Source organism: Sphingopyxis terrae subsp. terrae NBRC 15098 (genome assembly GCF_001610975.1).
GTDB classification, from domain to species: domain Bacteria; phylum Pseudomonadota; class Alphaproteobacteria; order Sphingomonadales; family Sphingomonadaceae; genus Sphingopyxis; species Sphingopyxis terrae_A.
In genome coordinates, this window is the sequence record NZ_CP013342.1 from 652,242 (window position 1) to 666,901 (window position 14,660).

Consider the following 14,660-nt stretch of genomic DNA (forward strand, 5'->3'; position numbering starts at 1 on the left):
GGCGCTCTCAGGCCGTGCGGCGCCCACGCTCGCGGGGTGGCGGCGCCTCGGCCTTGAACAGCGTTTCGGCCACCGGGTAAAGCTCGCTTTCCTCGCGCGCGATCCGGTCGCCCAGCGCGGTGAGAATCGCGCGCGTTTCGCCGCAGAAGCCCGGCCAGTCGGCCTCGACGCGCAATTGGGTCCAATAGCTGTCATAGGCCTCGAACGCCTCGGCGATATGGCCCATCTCGTCGACGAAGCGCGCGGCAAGTTCGGCAAGCACCGGCTCGCTCTTCGCCTGCAACCGCGGATATAGCGCCCAATCCTCGCACTTCAGATGGCGCACCAGCGTGTCGCGAAACATGCCGCGCACCGCGGCCAGCTCGGTCGGCCGCGGCGGGCGCCGCGCTGCAACAAATTCGATCATGAAACCCGACAGGGTGACGAGCGCCGCATGTTCGGCGCGCAATCGGCGCATTTCCTGCGTCAAAGGCATGAACCACCCTCCAGTCGAGCGGTCCCTCGCTTGTCTAAATAGCGCCGCATGCTGAAAAGAGCGTTAAGCACGCGCCGCCATGCGCCCACCGGGTCCGCCGCCGCGAGCGGCGCCGTCGGCGTCGGCGTCGGCACCGACTGGACTTGCCCACAGCGACCGCCCATGCTGGCGCGAAACGGGATGGAGATCGGGTGATGACGGATCTGGTATTGCGCGCCGACGAAGGCGGGATCGCGACGCTGACGCTCAATCGAGCCGACAAGCGCAATGCGCTGAACCTCGCGCTATGGGCTGAACTCGACGCGCATATTTCGAACCTCGCGGCCGCGGGCGATGCGATCGGAGCGGTCATTTTGCGCGCGAACGGGCCGGTTTTCTGCGCCGGCAACGACCTCAAGGAACGCGGGGTCGAAGCGCCGCGGCTGCATTATCAGGCGTCGATCGTCACCCGCCTCGCCGAGCTGCCGCAACCGGTGATCGTCGCGGTGCAGGGCGGCTGCTTTACCGGCGGGCTCGAACTGGCGCTGGCCGGCGACATCATCATCGCGGCGGAAAGCGCGCATTTCGCCGATACGCACGGCAAGTTCGGGCTGGTCCCCATCTGGGGGATGAGCCAGCGCCTGCCGCGCCGCGTGGGCGAATGGAAGGCGCGGGAGATGAGCTTCACCGGGCTGCCGGTCGACGGGCACGAGGCGGCCCGCATCGGCCTCGCCAATCATTGCGTCGCCGACGAGCGGCTCGACCTTGTCGCCCGCACCCTCGCCGAAGCCATCGCCGCCCAGTCGCGCCACAGCGTCCTCGCCTACAAGCGGCTGTACCGCGAACAAGCCGACCTTCCCCTCGCCGCCGGCCTCGCGCACGAAGTGTTCAACAGCGCCGGCGTTGCGCCGGACGTCGCCGAAAGGGTGGCGCGGCAGTTCTGACGGTCGCGGGGTGGCAGTTTGGGGTGGGAGCGGACGTTAGTTTATGAGATACAGCACGATTGAAACGGGTACGCTAATCAGGACCGAAATGCTTAAAATTGCGACGATCCAAGCTGCCGCGCGGCCATGGCGGTCGTCCACATGCTCAATGGCCGTTTGCGCAAGATCTACGATCAAGATTTCCATATCGACATTACCGGGGCCAAACATGTCTGCAATCGGTCGTCAGGCGCCGCTCCGAAGCCAAGGCGTCGTTGCAGTAATCTCCGCCAGCGCGGCGCCTTCTGTGCCGAACATACCGGATTGATATCCGGACGACCAGTAGGTCCCGGCGATCTGATCGAACGCTTCAAAAACCTCTTCATACTCGAAAAAGCCATCCGTCCGCTTGTAGACGCGCACCTTCCTCTCGCCGTTCGGACTGATCATTTCGTGAATTAGGTCCATGCGGCCCCTCTTCGCATTGGGGTGTAAGTTCCGCAATCGGTCGCTTCCGGTCGTGCTTTCCATTTCGGCGACGAACGGCTGAAATGGGGTGGATGCTGTTGAAAAAGTCCGAAGGGGGTTTTGACGGGCAACATCGGAATCGGCCTAGTGCATTGTGAGCATCAATCATTCGCGAGCCCGAGCAGCCGTGAATCATTCTTGCTGAGAATCGATGTGCGCGTCGCCGCGGCCGACTTTTTCAACAGAATCGGGTGGTGGGTTCAAGGGGTCGTCGCAACACTTCATTCTTTGAGGAGAAGGAGTGTTGGGATGAAGCAGCGTCAGCGGATTTATTACTCGGCGGCACAGCGATCCGAGATTTGGGACTGGTGGCAGCGCGGGGAGTCGATGAGTTCGATCGGGCGGCGGTTTGATCGGCAGTCGTCGTCGATTTTCTCGGTGCTGTCGCCGTCGGGCGGCATTCGTCCGTCGGAGCGCAAGCGGTCGGAGCGATCGCTCAGCCTGAGCGAGCGCGAGGAGATATCAAGAGGCCTTGTCGCCGGCCGCTCGCTCCGAACGATCGCAGCCGAGCTTGGTCGGGCGCCTTCGACGATCAGTCGGGAGGTCGGGCGGGGTGGCGGTCGCGATCGGTATCGCGGGACCGTTTCGGATCAGGCGGCGTGGGACCGCGCGCTGCGGCCCAAGCGGTGCAAGCTGGCTTGCTATCCCGCCTTGCGCCGAACAGTATCGCGCAAGCTGCGCCGCAGTTGGTCACCCGAGCAGATCGCTGGCTGGCTAAAGCGCGGCTTTCCCGACGGAGAGCAGCACCGCGTGTCACACGAGACGATCTACAAAAGCCTGTTCATCCAGGCGCGCGACGTCCTGAAGAAGCAGTTGCTCGAGCATCTGCGGGCGAAGCGCACGATCCGCCGCTCGCGACACGCCAGCTTGAAGCGCGACGGGCTTGGCCAAATCAAGGATGCGATATCGATCAGCGAGCGCCCCGCTTCGGTCGAGGACCGCGCCGTGCCCGGACATTGGGAGGGCGATCTCATCTCGGGCGCGCGAAACAGCCATATCGTGACGCTGGTCGAACGCCAGTCGCGCTATGTGATCCTGGCCAAGGTGGCGAACAAGGATGCCGCCAGCGTCGTCACGGCCCTGATCAAACAGGCGCGCAAACTGCCTCGCGAGCTCTATCAGTCGCTGACCTGGGACCGCGGCAAGGAGCTTGCCGATCACCGCGGCGCTTCACCTTGGCTACCGAGGTCGAAGTCTATTTTTGCGATCCCCAAAGCCCGTGGCAGCGCGGCACCAACGAAAACACCAATCGCCTGCTGCGCCAGTACCTGCCCAAGGGAACCGATCTCTCCTTGCACAGCCAGGCCAAACTCAGCGCCATCGCTCGCCAGCTCAACGAGCGACCAAGAAAAACCTTGATGTACCAGACACCAGCTGAAATGTTCGCCGAGCGTGTTGCGGCGACCCGTTGAACCCACCGTGGAAAGCTGACATTGATATATCATACGTTTTAGGCAGCACCCACAATGCTGTCTGGCGCAATGATTGCCTCAGCAATATCCCTAAACACCACCATCTTATATTGCTCTCGGAATCTGTAATTTAGCTTCCAGAAATCATGAATCTCTTCGCGGAAGTCGACGCCGCACTGAAAAATGAACGAGCTGAGCGGCCCCATTCCAAAAACATCGTCGACCGGGTCTACCCGCTCATCGCGTGAGATGTTTTTGAGGGCCTCCCATGCCATAGAGGGTTGCGCGAATATCAGTCCATCGAGCAAATCTGTATACTCAACCTCAATGGGCTCTCCTTGAGCGACCGTGAGGTTTGCAAGTCTCTCGGCTATCCACGCTTCCGCGATTGCCTCGGTATCTGGACATTCTGTCATCCGCATAGCGTAGCGGAAGCTGCAATGTCCGCAATCGGTCGATGCTGTTGAAAAATTCCGAAAGGGGTTTTGGCGGGCAATATTGGAATCAAGTTATTTACCTATGCGCATCGATCGTTCGCGCAGCCGGGACTTCATGAATCATTATTACTAAAATTCGACGGGCGCCGTGCGGCGGCCAACTTTTCAACAGTATCGGTCGTTTCCAGACATCCCCGCCCCCGAAAATTGACAACCGCTCTGCTGCCCGACAAAGCGCCGGCATGACCCTTGCCATACGCTCCGCCACCCGCGCCGACCTGCCGTTGATCGCCGACTTGATTCGCGCGCTCGCCGACTATGAAAAGCTAGCCCACGAAGTCCGCTTCGACGACGCCACACTCGGTGCCAAGCTGTTCGGCGAACGCCCTTATGCCGAAGTAGTGATCGGCGAGGTCGATGGCGTGGCGCAAGGTTTCGCGCTCTTCTTCCACAATTTTTCGACCTTCGAGGGCAAGCCGGGCATCTATCTCGAAGATTTGTTCGTCCGTCCCGAAGCGCGCGGCGCCGGACTCGGCAAGGCGCTGCTCGCGCATCTGGCGCAGCTTTGCGTGGAGCGCGACTGCGCGCGTCTCGAATGGTCGGTGCTCGATTGGAACGCCCCCGCCATCGGCTTCTACCATAGCCTCGGCGCGCGGATGATGGACGAATGGACGGTGATGCGCGTCGATGGCGACGCGCTTCCCGCCCTCGCCCGCGCTGCGCCGTCAGCTGCCTGACGCACCGGGGCGGCGGCGCCGCTCCATCGGCCAGCTCGGCATGTGCGCGTCGGACAGGCGCTTCGCCTCGCCCGGCGCAATCCCCAATTCGGTCAGCGCGCGCTCCAGCGCCGCCGCAGCCGGAACCGCGATATCGGGCTGCACCCCTGCGCCTTCCCAATCCTTGCCCGTCGCCGGATCATAGGTCCGCCCGACCGGGATAAAGGCGGTAAAACCACCGCCCAGTTCTTCGCCGCGCCCGAAATGATTGGCGCCGCCGGTCGGCGCGCCGATCAGCACCCCGCGCCCGCTCGCCTTCATCGCCAGCGCGAAATGTTCGGCCGCCGACGCGCTCGCGCCAGACGTCAGCACATAGACTTTCGCCTGCGTCAGCCGCGGGTCGCCGTTCGGCATCGCCCAATGTTCGCGCGTCACCATGGCCGGGTCGCCTACGACCGGCCGCATCGAGGAAATGCCGTCAATCGGCGAGCCGCCTTCGGCGTCGACCGATGCGCGCGTTGCCATCGCGACGAGCCGCGTCGGCTTGGCGAACAGCCAGGGAAAGATGACGTCCATCTGCTCGATCCCGCCGCCATTGTGCGACCTTATGTCGAAGATGATCGCCTTGGCGTCGGCGTGATCGGCCATGAACTGCGCCGCCGCCTGCGTGACCGCCGCGTCGTCCGGAAAGACGTTGAAGCGGATGAAGGCGATGCCCGGCGCGATCCAGCCGGGCTGTTCGATCGCGGGCTTTTGCGGGCGCGGCGCGGCGGGCGTTCCGGGCGCCGCATCCGCGCCCTCGGGCGGCTTCACGCGCAGATGCCCGTCGGGCGACACGCCCTGCACCGCCGCGCCCAGCGCCTCGGCGAGCGCCGCGCCGGTCAGGGGGGCATAGCGCCCCGCCGCAATCCCGGCGCGCAGGGCAGCGGCGTAACGCTTGCCGATATCGGGATAGACATAATTGGCTTGGAGCTGCGCGGCATAATGTTCGGCGACGACGTCGGACGGCACCGCCGCACCGGCATCGGCCGCCATCGCGGCGGGTATAGGCAGCATTAGTGCCGCGGGGCTCGCCGCGAGCAACAGCAGGGACAGGGGAAAACGGCCAGGCATCATATCGGTCTCCATCGAAAGGATATTCGGCGCGACCGGTCCCCGTCCGGCGCCGCGCCGTCCGACGAAGCTGTATCATATCTGCAATACAGATCAACTACAATTGTAGTCGATGGATGATCAGGCGCGTTTGCGCCCCACCCAGATCAGCACGACGCCCAGCACCGCCAGGACTGCGCCGTTGCGCGTCCACACGATGTCGCCCAGCATGAAACTGCTCGCGGGCCAGCGCACGATGTCGAGTCCCTGCAATATCCACAGCAAGCCCATCAGCACCATCGCGACCCCGACGATCGCCGCCAATCCTCTAACGATCTGCATGTCAGCCTCCCCTTTTTCTTGCAGGGAAGCTGACACAAAGCCGCGCCGCTGTCACGCGCGGCGCTGAAGCCCGATCAGCGGCCGCAGCCAGTCGATCCGCCGTCCGCCGAGATAAAAGGCCCAGCATCCCGCGACCGTCGCCGCGACGAGGATCAGGAAGGCCGGCAACGCCGCGACCTGCCCCTGCAACAGCCACCAGCCGACGACGACGATGATCGTCTGATGGATGATGTAAAAGGGGAACACCGCCTCGGCGAGCATGGCGCGCCTTGGATGGTCGCGGTTCGCAAAGCGGTCGGCAATCCCGACCAGCGCGACGATCGTCGCCCAGCCCTGCACCAGTCGCACGACCATGAAGATCGTCACGATTCCCGCCGGGGCCGGGCCTTCGTCCGGCGTGCTCCACATCGCCCAGGCGATATAGCCATAGGCGGCGACCGCGAGCAGCGCCGCCGCCGGCCAGCAGCGCGCGACGCTTTCGAAAAGCACCGGCCGCTCGCGAAGTAGCCAGCCGATAAAGAAGGGAACCAGGTAATGGAGATGGTTCGGCCCGTCGTCGACCAGCGCGTGCGTCTCGTGATAGCCAGGAAAGGCGAACAGGATGGCGAGCCATATAGCGAGCGGCGCAATCAGCAACCCCCAGCCGCCACACAACCGCGCCGCACCATCGGCGATCTTGGTCCGCGCCCGCTCGGGCACCAGCACAAGAGCCGCGACCGCGAGCAGCGTGTAAGCGAACAGATAGACGACGAACCACAGATGCTGCCACGTCGGCAGCACGATCCCGTCGAGCGTTCCGAAGCGGAAATAGTCGTGGACCCAGAAGTAGCCGAAACCATGCGCATAACCATGCTGGGTCGCCAACTCGATCCACGGCTGCACCGGAATGACGACGATGATCCCGAAGGCGAGCGGGATCAGCAGCCGTGCGCTACGCGACCGCAGGAATGCCCCCGCGCCGCCGAGCTTGGCGAACAGCGCGGCGCTGGCATAACCCGACACGAGGAAGAGCAGCGGCAATCGCCAACTGTTCGTCGCCATCATCGGGATTTGCACCCAGTCCATCGGATGCGGCGTTTTGACATGCCACCCCCAAGGCACGAAATACATCCCGATATGATAGAGGATGAGCAACGCGAACGCGCCGATGCGCAACCAGTCCATCCCATAATGCCGTGTCGTCACCATACCCAAATCTCCTTTGCCGGGCCCCGCCGCAGCCGCTAATCGGGATGGCGGCAGCCGGGCGACGGCGGCGGGACGAATTGCGGAGCCGATGTGACGGAGAAGGACGGGCGAGGGACGAGCGGCGGCGCGACCGGGACGAGCGGTTTCGGCCCGCGCGCGCTGACCTTGCTCGCCTTCGGGGCGCTGCTTGCCTACGGACTCATCCGTATCACCTCGAATGTCTATTCCTATCTTGCCGACCGCCGCGCGGCGGGCGTCGATGTGACCGCGGCGACCGCATGGACTTACGAAAGCACCAGTCTGCTCGCCTGGGCGTTGATGATGATCGTCTGCTGGTTCAGCGTCCGCACCGTCCGCCCACCGCGCTTCGGCTGGCGCACGGCGGTCGCGATCCATGCCGCGCTCGCCTTTCCTGTGTCGCTCGCGCATATCGCGCTGATGGTCGGCTTTCGCATGCTCGCGTGGCGGCTATCGGGCGGCACCTATCATTTTGAATCGCCCGACGGGACGCCGGTCTTTTATGAATTGCGCAAGGATCTGGCGACTTATGCCGAGCTGATCCTGCTCATGTTCCTGATGCAGTGGCTGATCGACCGTTACGCCATGCCGCCGGTCGCAATCGTCGCGCCGACGACGCTCGCGGTCGGCGACGGATCGGTAACGCACCACTTGCCGGTCGCCGAGATCGAGCATGTCACCGCAGCGGGCAATTATGTCGAGATCGCATGGCGTGGCCAGCGCCTGCTCCACCGCGCGACATTGAGCGCGATCGAAGCCGAACTGGCCCACGCGGGTTTCGTCCGCATCCACCGCGGACGCATCGTCCGCAAACAGGCGGTCCGGCGCGTCGTCACACATAAGAGCGGCGATTTCGAGGTCGAGATGGAAAGCGGCGAGATGCTCCGCGGCAGCCGGCGGTTTCGGGAGAAGCTGGAGGGCTGAAACGCCTTAATCGAGCACCCGCCACGCCAGCTCGGCGAACTCGCAAAGCAGCGGCCGCGTATCCCTGGGATCGATGATGTCCTCGACCCCGAATTTCTCAGCGGTGCGGAACGGCGAGCGGACGAGGTTGAGCCGTTCGCGGATCGCTTCCAGATGCGCCGCTGGATCCTCCGCCGCCTCGAGCTCGCTCTTGTACGCGACCTCGACCCCGCCCTCGATCGGCAGGCTGCCCCAGTCGCCCGAGGGCCACGCAAAGCGGTACTGGAAGCGCTCGGCGTTCGACATCGCGCTGCCCGCGATGCCATAGGCCCGCCGCACCACAACCGACGCCAGCGGCACGCTCGCGCGGTAGATTGCGTTCATCGCCTGCACGCCATAGCGGATCGTCCCCGTCCGCTCGGCCTCGCCGCCGATCATGAAGCCCGGATTGTCGACCAGATGGACGATCGGCAGCCGGAACTGGTCGGCGAGCTTCACGAAGCGCTCGGCCTTCTCGCTCGTCTTGGCGTCCCACGATCCGCCCAGATAGGTGGGATCGCTCGCCAGCACCGCGACCGGATAACCGTCCAATCGCGCAAATGCGGTGATCACCGCTCGCCCCCAACGCGCGCCCATTTCGAAGAAGCTGCCCTGGTCGAACACCGCTCCCGCGATGCGCCGCATCGAATAGACCTGCTTTGCCTCGCGCGGAACGACCGACAGCAGCGCCTCGTCGCGTCGGACGACCGGGTCGCTGCACGGCGTCCGCGTCGCGCGCTCATGGATCGACGACGGCAGGTAGGACAGGAACCAGCGCGCCCGCGCAAAGGCCTCGGCCTCGGACGCCACCTCGTCGTCGACGACGCCGTTGCGCGTATGGACGTCGACCCCGCCCAGCTCCTCGCGGTCGAGCGTGTCGCCGATCGCCGCGGCGACCGCGGGCCCCGCCGCGAATAATTGCGACAGCCCGCGTACCATCACGCTGTAGTGGCTCGCGACGACGCGCGCGGCACCCAGTCCTGCGGTCGGCCCCAGCGCCAGCGCGACGACCGGCACGGCATCGAGATTGGCGATGATCTCGTCCCAGCCGGGTACGTGCGGGATATAGGTATAGCCCATATCCTCCAGCGTCTTCACCGACCCGCCGCCGCCGGTGCCGTCGATCATGCGGATCAGCGGCAGGCGATATTCGTGCGCCATCGCCTCGCACTGGATGAACTTGCGGTGCAGCGCCGCATCGGCCGCGCCGCCGCGCACGGTGAAATCGTCGGCACTCGCGACCACCGGCCGCCCGTCGATATTGGCCCGCCCGAAGATGAAATTGGACGCGGCGAGGTCTTCAAGGGTGCCGTCGGGGCCATAAGCCCCCCGCCCCGCGATCTTGCCGATCTCGCGAAAGCTGCCCGGATCGACGATCGCGGCGAGCCGCGCGCGCGCGTCCATCTTGCCGCGGCTGTGCTGGCGCGCGACCTTCTCTTCGCCGCCCATCTTTTCGGCCATCGCGCGCCGCGCGGAAAGCTCGTCGACTTCCTTTTTCCAGCTCATGCCGATCAGGCTAGCTTACGTTGACGGAAACGTCATTCCGATTCTTCGCGCGCGCTGCTACCGTCGCGCGATGACCCGCCGCTTCGCCCTCGCGCTTGCCGCCGCGCTCGCTCTGACATCCCCTCTTTCCGCCGCAGCGGCGGCGCGCGCGATGCCCGGTTTTGCCGAACCCTACAAGACCGACGCTTTCCATCCCGACGACGATCCGATGACCGCCATCGACGCCGCGCTCGCTGCCGCCAGAGCAGCGGGCAAGCACGTGCTGCTCGTCATGGGGACGGGCACCTGCCACGACAGCGCGTGGCTCGCCAATCTGCTCGCGACAGATCGGTTCGCCCCGGTGCGGAGCCGCTATATCGTCGTGTTCGCCGATGTCGGGATGCCGCACGCCGGCCTCGTCCGGCATCCCGAGGTTCCGGCGCGCTTCCGCTTCAAGATCAAGGGCACCCCGACCGTCGCGATCCTCGACGGCGACGGCCGCGTGCTCAACCGCAAGGCGGCGCCCAGATGGCGCAACGCCGCGAGCCGCAGCGACGACGACATCTATAACGAACTTATGGGAGAGGAAAACTGATGGCGGATATGAACCTTGGCGGTCGCACCGCGCTCGTCACCGGGGCATCGCGGGGGATCGGACGCGGCATCGCGCTGGCGCTCGCCGGGGCGGGCGCCGACGTTGCGGTCAACTACACCCGCGACGCGGACGCCGCAGCCGAAACCGTCGCGGCGATCCAGGCGCTCGGCCGCAAGGCCAAGGCCTATCAGGCGTCGGTCACCGACGAGGCGGCGAGTGCCGCGATGGTCGCTGCGATCGAGGATGATTTCGGGCCGATGTCGATCCTCATCAACAATGCCGGCATCGCCAGCCGCGGCCGGACGGTCGCCGACACCGACGCCGCCGAGGTCGAAAAACTCCTTGCCGTCCACGCGGTCGGCGCGCACCGGCTGAGCCGCCTCGCGCTGCCGCAGCTTCGCCAGCATGCGCGCAGCGACGTGATCGTCATTTCCAGCGTCGCCACGCTCCAGCACAGCGCCAACAGCGCGCCCTACACCATGGCCAAGGTCGCGGGCGAAGCGCTCGCCCTCGCGCTTGCCAAGGAAGAACTGCGGAACGGCGTGCGCGTCAATATTGTCGCTCCGGGCCTGACGATCAGCGACATGGGCGAACGACTGGCGCAGGCGATCACGGGTAATCCGGACATTCACCATCTCGACGCCAAATTCCCCTTCGGCCGCGTGTCCGATCCCTCCGACGTCGCTGCGGCGGTGCTCTGGTTCGTCAGCGATGCCAACCCCTATTGCTCGGGTCAGAAACTCAACATCGACGGCGCGGGGCAGGCGACTTTCCGATAGGCCCTTCTCGTCATTGCGAGCGGCGGAGCCACGTGGCAATCGAGAGTAGTGCAAACCACCCTGGATTGCTTCGCTCCGTTCGCAATGACGACCTAATGCAGAGATCGACCGTATGAAATTCATCGCCGCCGCCGCGCTCGCGCTCACCCTCGCCGGCTGTACCACGGCGCAGTCGCGCGAACCGCGCGCAGCCGCCGAGAGTCCCGCCCCCGACGAACCGATGTTCACCCCCACCGAGGTCGAAAGCCGCGGTTCGGTGGAGGTCGGCGGCGTCGCCATCCCCTATCGCGCCGTCGCGGGCACGCTGATCGTCCACCCCAGGGGCTGGGACGACACCGTCGCCATCGAACGCAAGCGCAACAAGGATGCAGCCGCCGAGGTTCCGGCGTCCGAAGCCTCAATGTTCTACACCGCCTATTTCAAAGAGGGCGCGCCCGCCGAAACGCGGCCGATCACCTTTCTGTTCAACGGCGGGCCCGGATCGCCGACCTTGTGGCTCCACATGGGCGCCTATGGCCCCCAGCGCGTCGAAACCCCCGATCTTGCTCATGGCAGCGCGCCCTATCGCACAGTTCCCAACGAGCACAGCCTGCTCGACGTCTCCGACCTCGTCTTTATCGATGCCCCCGGCACCGGCTTCAGCCGCGTCGCCGGCAAGGACAAGGAAAAGGCATGGTTCGGCGTCGATCAGGATATCCACGCCTTCACGGTCTTCGTCCGCGATTTCCTGTCGAAATACGGCCGCTGGAAATCGCCCAAATATCTTTACGGCGAAAGCTATGGGACGATGCGCGCCGCCGGGATGACGCTGGCGCTGCAACGGCAGGACATCGACCTCAACGGCGTGATCCTGCTTTCGGACATTTTGAACTGGGATCTCGTTCCCGACGATCCGCAAGTCAATCCGGGGGTGGACCTTCCCTATATCGTCTCGCTGCCGACTTATGCCGCGACCGCCTGGTATCACAAGCGCGCGGGCGCGGGACGCGAGCTCGCGCCGTTTTTGAAAGAGGTCGAGGCCTTTGCGACCGGCGACTATGCGCTCGCGCTGCTCAAGGGCAATAACCTGCCCGATGCCGAACGACAGGCGATGGCGGCCAGGCTCCACGGATATACCGGCCTGCCGGTCGACTATCTGCTCAAGACCAATTTGCGCATCGAATATGGCGCGCTGCAAAAGGAGCTGCTCGCCGACAAGAGCGAAACCACCGGCACGCTCGACACCCGCTTCACCGGGGCAACGCTTGATCCCTTGAGCAAGACCGCATCCTACGATCCGCAGGGCAGCGCGATCGGCGCCGCCTACACCGCCGCGTTCAACGATTATGTCCGCGGCACCCTGGGCTATGGCGCAGGCAAGCATTATGAAGGCGGGCTCGATGTCTATGGCAGCTGGGATTACAAGCACCAGCCGCCCGGCGCCGGCCAGCCGCTGATCGCGCTCCCCAACGTCCTCCCCGACCTGGCGGTCGCGATGAAGCAGAATCCGAAGCTGAAGCTGCTGGTAACGGGCGGCTATTTCGACATTTCGACGCCCTATTTCGCCGGCCGCTACGAACTCGCGCACTTGCCCGTACCCAAGCAATTGCAGGCGAACATCGCCTATAAATATTACCCCTCGGGCCACATGGTTTACGTGAACCCCGCGCTGCTCGGCGAGATGCACGACGACGCCGCGGCCTTCATCCGCGGGACCGACGGGATCGATTAGAAAGCGCCGCTCGACTTATTCAGCTCGTCATTGCGAGGAGCCGAAGGCGACGCGGCAATCTCAAGCTATCGGCCTTGTACAAGGCCGATAGCTTGAGATTGCTTAGCGTCGCTCGCAATGACGATTCCAACCCATGTCAACCGGCTCTACAGCACCACCCATGCGCCCCGATTCGCCCTCGCCCGTCATCCCCTTCCTGATCGCCTGCGCGGGGATCGCGACCTTTTCGGCGATGGATGTGCTGATGAAGGGGCTGTCGATCGACATCGGCGCCTATAATGCCGTGCTCTGGCGGACCGGCGCCGGCACCCTGTTTAGCGGCCTTCTCTACCTCGCCTCTCGACCGGCCGCCTGGCCCGATACCGCGACGATGAAGATCCACGCGGTGCGCGCGCTGTTCGTCGCGGGGATGGCAATCACCTTCTTCTGGGCGCTCGCGCGGTTGCCGATGGCCGAAGCGATCGCCCTTGCCTTCGTGGCGCCGCTGATGACGCTCTACATGGCGGCGATCTTCTTGGGAGAGAAGATCGGCCCGCGATCGATCGCCGCTTCGTTGCTCGGGCTGGTCGGCGTCGTGGTCATCGTCGCGGGCAAGCTCGGACAGGGGCAATATGAGGCGGAGGCGTTGCTCGCGGTCGGTGCGGTGTTCCTGTCGGCGATCTTCTATGCCTACAACCTCATCCTCGCGCGGCGGCAGGCCAAGATGGCCGAACCGATGGAAATCGCCTTCTACCAGAATCTGTTCGTCACCCTGTTCCTCGGCCTCGGCGCGCCGTGGTTCGCATTGCCGCCGGGCAGCGCCCATGCGCCGCACATCGTCGGCGCCGCGATTCTCGCGACGATCTCGCTGCTGCTCCTGAGCTGGGCCTATGCCCGCGCCGAGGCGCAGATCCTTGCGACTACCGAATATACCGGCTTCCTCTGGGCGATGATGTTCGGCTGGTATTTCTACGCCGAACCGGTGACGCTGCCGACCATCGCCGGCGCGCTGCTGATCGTCGCCGCCTGCCTGATCGTCGCGCGCAAGACCCCGCAGCTCGATCCGATCGAGCCGGCGGCTGCCTAGACCGCCGCGCGCGCCAGCCGGTCGTTGATCGCCGCGCCCAGCCCTTCGGCCGGGATCGCCGCCACCGCGATGCGCGGCTTCGCGCTCGCCGCCCCCGCGTGCAGCGCATCGAACAGATGCGCCGCAGCCTCGGTCAGGTCGCCCGCCGCGCTTAGATTATAGTCGCCGGCCAGCGCGCCGAAGCCGATGCCATATTCGTCCGCCGCGAAGTCGTGTGCGCCCAGCCGCACGGGCTTGCCTGGCGCATAATGGCTGGCGAGCATCCCCGGCGCGACGATCTCCGGTCCCGCAACGCCCGTCACCGGCAGGCCGCTCGCCGCGCCCAGCATCGCGGCGGTCACCGGCCCCGGCCGCAGCATCTCGGCCGCGCCGTCTTTCACCCGCGCGATCGTCGATTCGACCCCGGCGCGCGTCGCGCCGTCGTCGATCACCAGCGCGACCCGGCCGTCGAGGCTCGCCAGCACATGCTCCGCCTTGGTCGGGCTCACGCGGCCGCTCGCATTGGCGCTCGGCGCGGCGAGCGGCGCGCCAGTCGCGGCGAGCAATGCCTGCATCGCGCGGTGTTCCGGCACACGCAGCGCGATGGTATCGAGCCCCGCCGTCGCGATACGCGCCACCGGACAATCGGCCGTGCGCGGCACCACCAGCGTCAGCGGCCCCGGCCAGAACGCCGCCGCGAGCGCCCGCTCGGTCGCGCCGAACACGCCCAGTCGCTCGGCCGCCGCCAAGTCGGGGACATGGACGATCAGCGGGTTGAAATCGGGGCGCCCCTTCGCGGCATAGATGCGCGCGACGGCTTGCGGGTTGCGCGCGTCGGCGGCAAGCCCATAGACGGTCTCGGTCGGCACCGCGACCGGCCGCCCTGCCGCGACAAGCTCCGCAGCGCGCGCAATGGCATCGGCCCCGTAGGGCGCGACCTTTGTTGCCACACTCTCGTTTTGACGCTCGGCCATGCCGCGCTATAGCGCCGGG

Annotated in this window: 16 protein-coding genes and 1 pseudogene; 8 read left to right on the forward strand and 9 right to left on the reverse strand. The window is 65.4% G+C overall.

Annotated elements, in window-relative coordinates; translation table 11 throughout:
* Positions 1-7 precede the first annotated feature (7 nt).
* Positions 8-475 carry a hemerythrin domain-containing protein gene (locus AOA14_RS03135; RefSeq protein ID WP_082819801.1) on the reverse strand — a complete coding sequence of 156 codons (468 nt, stop codon included), beginning with the start codon at positions 473-475 and terminating at the stop codon, positions 8-10.
* Positions 476-669: 194 nt separating this feature from the next.
* Here AOA14_RS03135 and AOA14_RS03140 point away from each other — a divergent pair, with 194 nt between their 5' ends.
* Entirely contained in the window at positions 670-1,398 is a 729-nt protein-coding gene (locus AOA14_RS03140; RefSeq protein WP_062900716.1) for an enoyl-CoA hydratase/isomerase family protein, read from the forward strand.
* A 36-nt stretch (positions 1,399-1,434) separates the two neighbouring features.
* On the opposite strand, the gene AOA14_RS19600 is transcribed toward AOA14_RS03140, so the two are convergent.
* Positions 1,435-1,584 carry a hypothetical protein gene (locus AOA14_RS19600; protein WP_202988366.1) on the reverse strand — a complete coding sequence of 50 codons (150 nt, stop codon included), beginning with the start codon at positions 1,582-1,584 and terminating at the stop codon, positions 1,435-1,437.
* Between the two features lie 39 nt (positions 1,585-1,623).
* Complete coding sequence (locus AOA14_RS03145; protein WP_202988367.1) at positions 1,624-1,827, reverse strand: hypothetical protein; 204 nt, start codon at positions 1,825-1,827, stop codon at positions 1,624-1,626.
* 327 nt (positions 1,828-2,154) lie between these two features.
* Between AOA14_RS03145 and AOA14_RS03150 the strand changes: the two are divergent.
* Positions 2,155-3,317, forward strand: a pseudogene (locus tag AOA14_RS03150) (IS30 family transposase).
* Positions 3,318-3,355: 38 nt separating this feature from the next.
* Here AOA14_RS03150 and AOA14_RS03155 read toward each other — a convergent pair.
* A complete protein-coding gene (locus AOA14_RS03155; protein ID WP_186402563.1) occupies positions 3,356-3,739 on the reverse strand; it encodes a hypothetical protein in 384 nt (127 codons plus the stop codon).
* 257 nt (positions 3,740-3,996) lie between these two features.
* On the opposite strand from AOA14_RS03155, the gene AOA14_RS03160 reads away from it, so the two are divergent.
* Positions 3,997-4,491: a GNAT family N-acetyltransferase gene (locus AOA14_RS03160; RefSeq protein WP_062900719.1), complete on the forward strand. Its 495-nt coding sequence runs from the start codon at positions 3,997-3,999 to the stop codon at positions 4,489-4,491.
* Here AOA14_RS03160 and AOA14_RS03165 read toward each other — a convergent pair.
* From AOA14_RS03165 to AOA14_RS03175, 3 genes are all read right to left on the reverse strand, one after another.
* Positions 4,480-5,526, reverse strand: coding sequence for a S41 family peptidase (locus AOA14_RS03165; RefSeq protein ID WP_202988368.1), 1,047 nt, complete (start codon positions 5,524-5,526; stop codon positions 4,480-4,482). The two genes, AOA14_RS03160 and AOA14_RS03165, sit on opposite strands and share 12 nt — an antisense overlap.
* A 177-nt stretch (positions 5,527-5,703) precedes the next feature.
* Positions 5,704-5,904: a hypothetical protein gene (locus tag AOA14_RS03170; RefSeq protein WP_062900721.1), complete on the reverse strand. Its 201-nt coding sequence runs from the start codon at positions 5,902-5,904 to the stop codon at positions 5,704-5,706.
* A 51-nt stretch (positions 5,905-5,955) separates the two neighbouring features.
* Positions 5,956-7,092, reverse strand: a complete 1,137-nt coding sequence (locus AOA14_RS03175; protein ID WP_062900722.1) for an acyltransferase family protein — start codon at positions 7,090-7,092, stop codon at positions 5,956-5,958.
* A gap of 90 nt (positions 7,093-7,182) precedes the next feature.
* On the opposite strand from AOA14_RS03175, the gene AOA14_RS03180 reads away from it, so the two are divergent.
* Complete coding sequence (locus tag AOA14_RS03180) at positions 7,183-8,034, forward strand: LytTR family DNA-binding domain-containing protein (protein WP_062900723.1); 852 nt, start codon at positions 7,183-7,185, stop codon at positions 8,032-8,034.
* 6 nt (positions 8,035-8,040) lie between these two features.
* On the opposite strand, the gene AOA14_RS03185 is transcribed toward AOA14_RS03180, so the two are convergent.
* Entirely contained in the window at positions 8,041-9,558 is a 1,518-nt protein-coding gene (locus tag AOA14_RS03185) for an acyl-CoA carboxylase subunit beta (protein WP_062900724.1), read from the reverse strand.
* Between the two features lie 70 nt (positions 9,559-9,628).
* Between AOA14_RS03185 and AOA14_RS03190 the strand changes: the two genes are divergently transcribed.
* The 4 genes from AOA14_RS03190 to AOA14_RS03205 all read left to right on the forward strand — a co-directional run bounded on the left by AOA14_RS03190 (position 9,629) and on the right by AOA14_RS03205 (position 13,688).
* Positions 9,629-10,132, forward strand: a complete 504-nt coding sequence (locus tag AOA14_RS03190) for a thioredoxin family protein (protein WP_202988369.1) — start codon at positions 9,629-9,631, stop codon at positions 10,130-10,132.
* On the forward strand, positions 10,132-10,911 hold the full coding sequence (locus AOA14_RS03195; RefSeq protein ID WP_062900726.1) for an SDR family NAD(P)-dependent oxidoreductase: 780 nt from the start codon (positions 10,132-10,134) through the stop codon (positions 10,909-10,911). Before AOA14_RS03190 ends, AOA14_RS03195 begins: the two co-directional genes overlap by 1 nt.
* Before the next feature lie 112 nt (positions 10,912-11,023).
* Positions 11,024-12,622, forward strand: a complete 1,599-nt coding sequence (locus AOA14_RS03200; protein WP_062900727.1) for a S10 family peptidase — start codon at positions 11,024-11,026, stop codon at positions 12,620-12,622.
* A 160-nt stretch (positions 12,623-12,782) separates the two neighbouring features.
* Positions 12,783-13,688 carry a DMT family transporter gene (locus AOA14_RS03205; protein WP_062900728.1) on the forward strand — a complete coding sequence of 302 codons (906 nt, stop codon included), beginning with the start codon at positions 12,783-12,785 and terminating at the stop codon, positions 13,686-13,688.
* On the opposite strand, the gene AOA14_RS03210 is transcribed toward AOA14_RS03205, so the two are convergent.
* Complete coding sequence (locus tag AOA14_RS03210) at positions 13,685-14,641, reverse strand: L-threonylcarbamoyladenylate synthase (RefSeq protein ID WP_062900729.1); 957 nt, start codon at positions 14,639-14,641, stop codon at positions 13,685-13,687. The two genes, AOA14_RS03205 and AOA14_RS03210, sit on opposite strands and share 4 nt — an antisense overlap.
* Positions 14,642-14,660 lie beyond the last annotated feature (19 nt).

Bases quoted from the DNA above. Each gene is read 5' to 3' on its own strand.
- AOA14_RS03185 (WP_062900724.1), bottom strand. From the start codon at position 9,558: ATGAGCTGGAAAAAGGAAGTCGACGAGCTTTCCGCGCGGCGCGCGATG.
- AOA14_RS03175 (WP_062900722.1), bottom strand. From the start codon at position 7,092: ATGGTGACGACACGGCATTATGGGATGGACTGGTTGCGCATCGGCGCG.
- AOA14_RS03155 (WP_186402563.1), bottom strand. From the start codon at position 3,739: ATGCGGATGACAGAATGTCCAGATACCGAGGCAATCGCGGAAGCGTGG.
- AOA14_RS19600 (WP_202988366.1), bottom strand. From the start codon at position 1,584: ATGGAAATCTTGATCGTAGATCTTGCGCAAACGGCCATTGAGCATGTG.
- AOA14_RS03210 (WP_062900729.1), bottom strand. From the start codon at position 14,641: ATGGCCGAGCGTCAAAACGAGAGTGTGGCAACAAAGGTCGCGCCCTAC.
- AOA14_RS03200 (WP_062900727.1), top strand. From the start codon at position 11,024: ATGAAATTCATCGCCGCCGCCGCGCTCGCGCTCACCCTCGCCGGCTGT.
- AOA14_RS03135 (WP_082819801.1), bottom strand. From the start codon at position 475: ATGCCTTTGACGCAGGAAATGCGCCGATTGCGCGCCGAACATGCGGCG.
- AOA14_RS03145 (WP_202988367.1), bottom strand. From the start codon at position 1,827: ATGATCAGTCCGAACGGCGAGAGGAAGGTGCGCGTCTACAAGCGGACG.
- AOA14_RS03140 (WP_062900716.1), top strand. From the start codon at position 670: ATGACGGATCTGGTATTGCGCGCCGACGAAGGCGGGATCGCGACGCTG.
- AOA14_RS03205 (WP_062900728.1), top strand. From the start codon at position 12,783: ATGCGCCCCGATTCGCCCTCGCCCGTCATCCCCTTCCTGATCGCCTGC.
- AOA14_RS03165 (WP_202988368.1), bottom strand. From the start codon at position 5,526: ATGCTGCCTATACCCGCCGCGATGGCGGCCGATGCCGGTGCGGCGGTG.
- AOA14_RS03195 (WP_062900726.1), top strand. From the start codon at position 10,132: ATGGCGGATATGAACCTTGGCGGTCGCACCGCGCTCGTCACCGGGGCA.
- AOA14_RS03170 (WP_062900721.1), bottom strand. From the start codon at position 5,904: ATGCAGATCGTTAGAGGATTGGCGGCGATCGTCGGGGTCGCGATGGTG.
- AOA14_RS03190 (WP_202988369.1), top strand. From the start codon at position 9,629: ATGACCCGCCGCTTCGCCCTCGCGCTTGCCGCCGCGCTCGCTCTGACA.
- AOA14_RS03160 (WP_062900719.1), top strand. From the start codon at position 3,997: ATGACCCTTGCCATACGCTCCGCCACCCGCGCCGACCTGCCGTTGATC.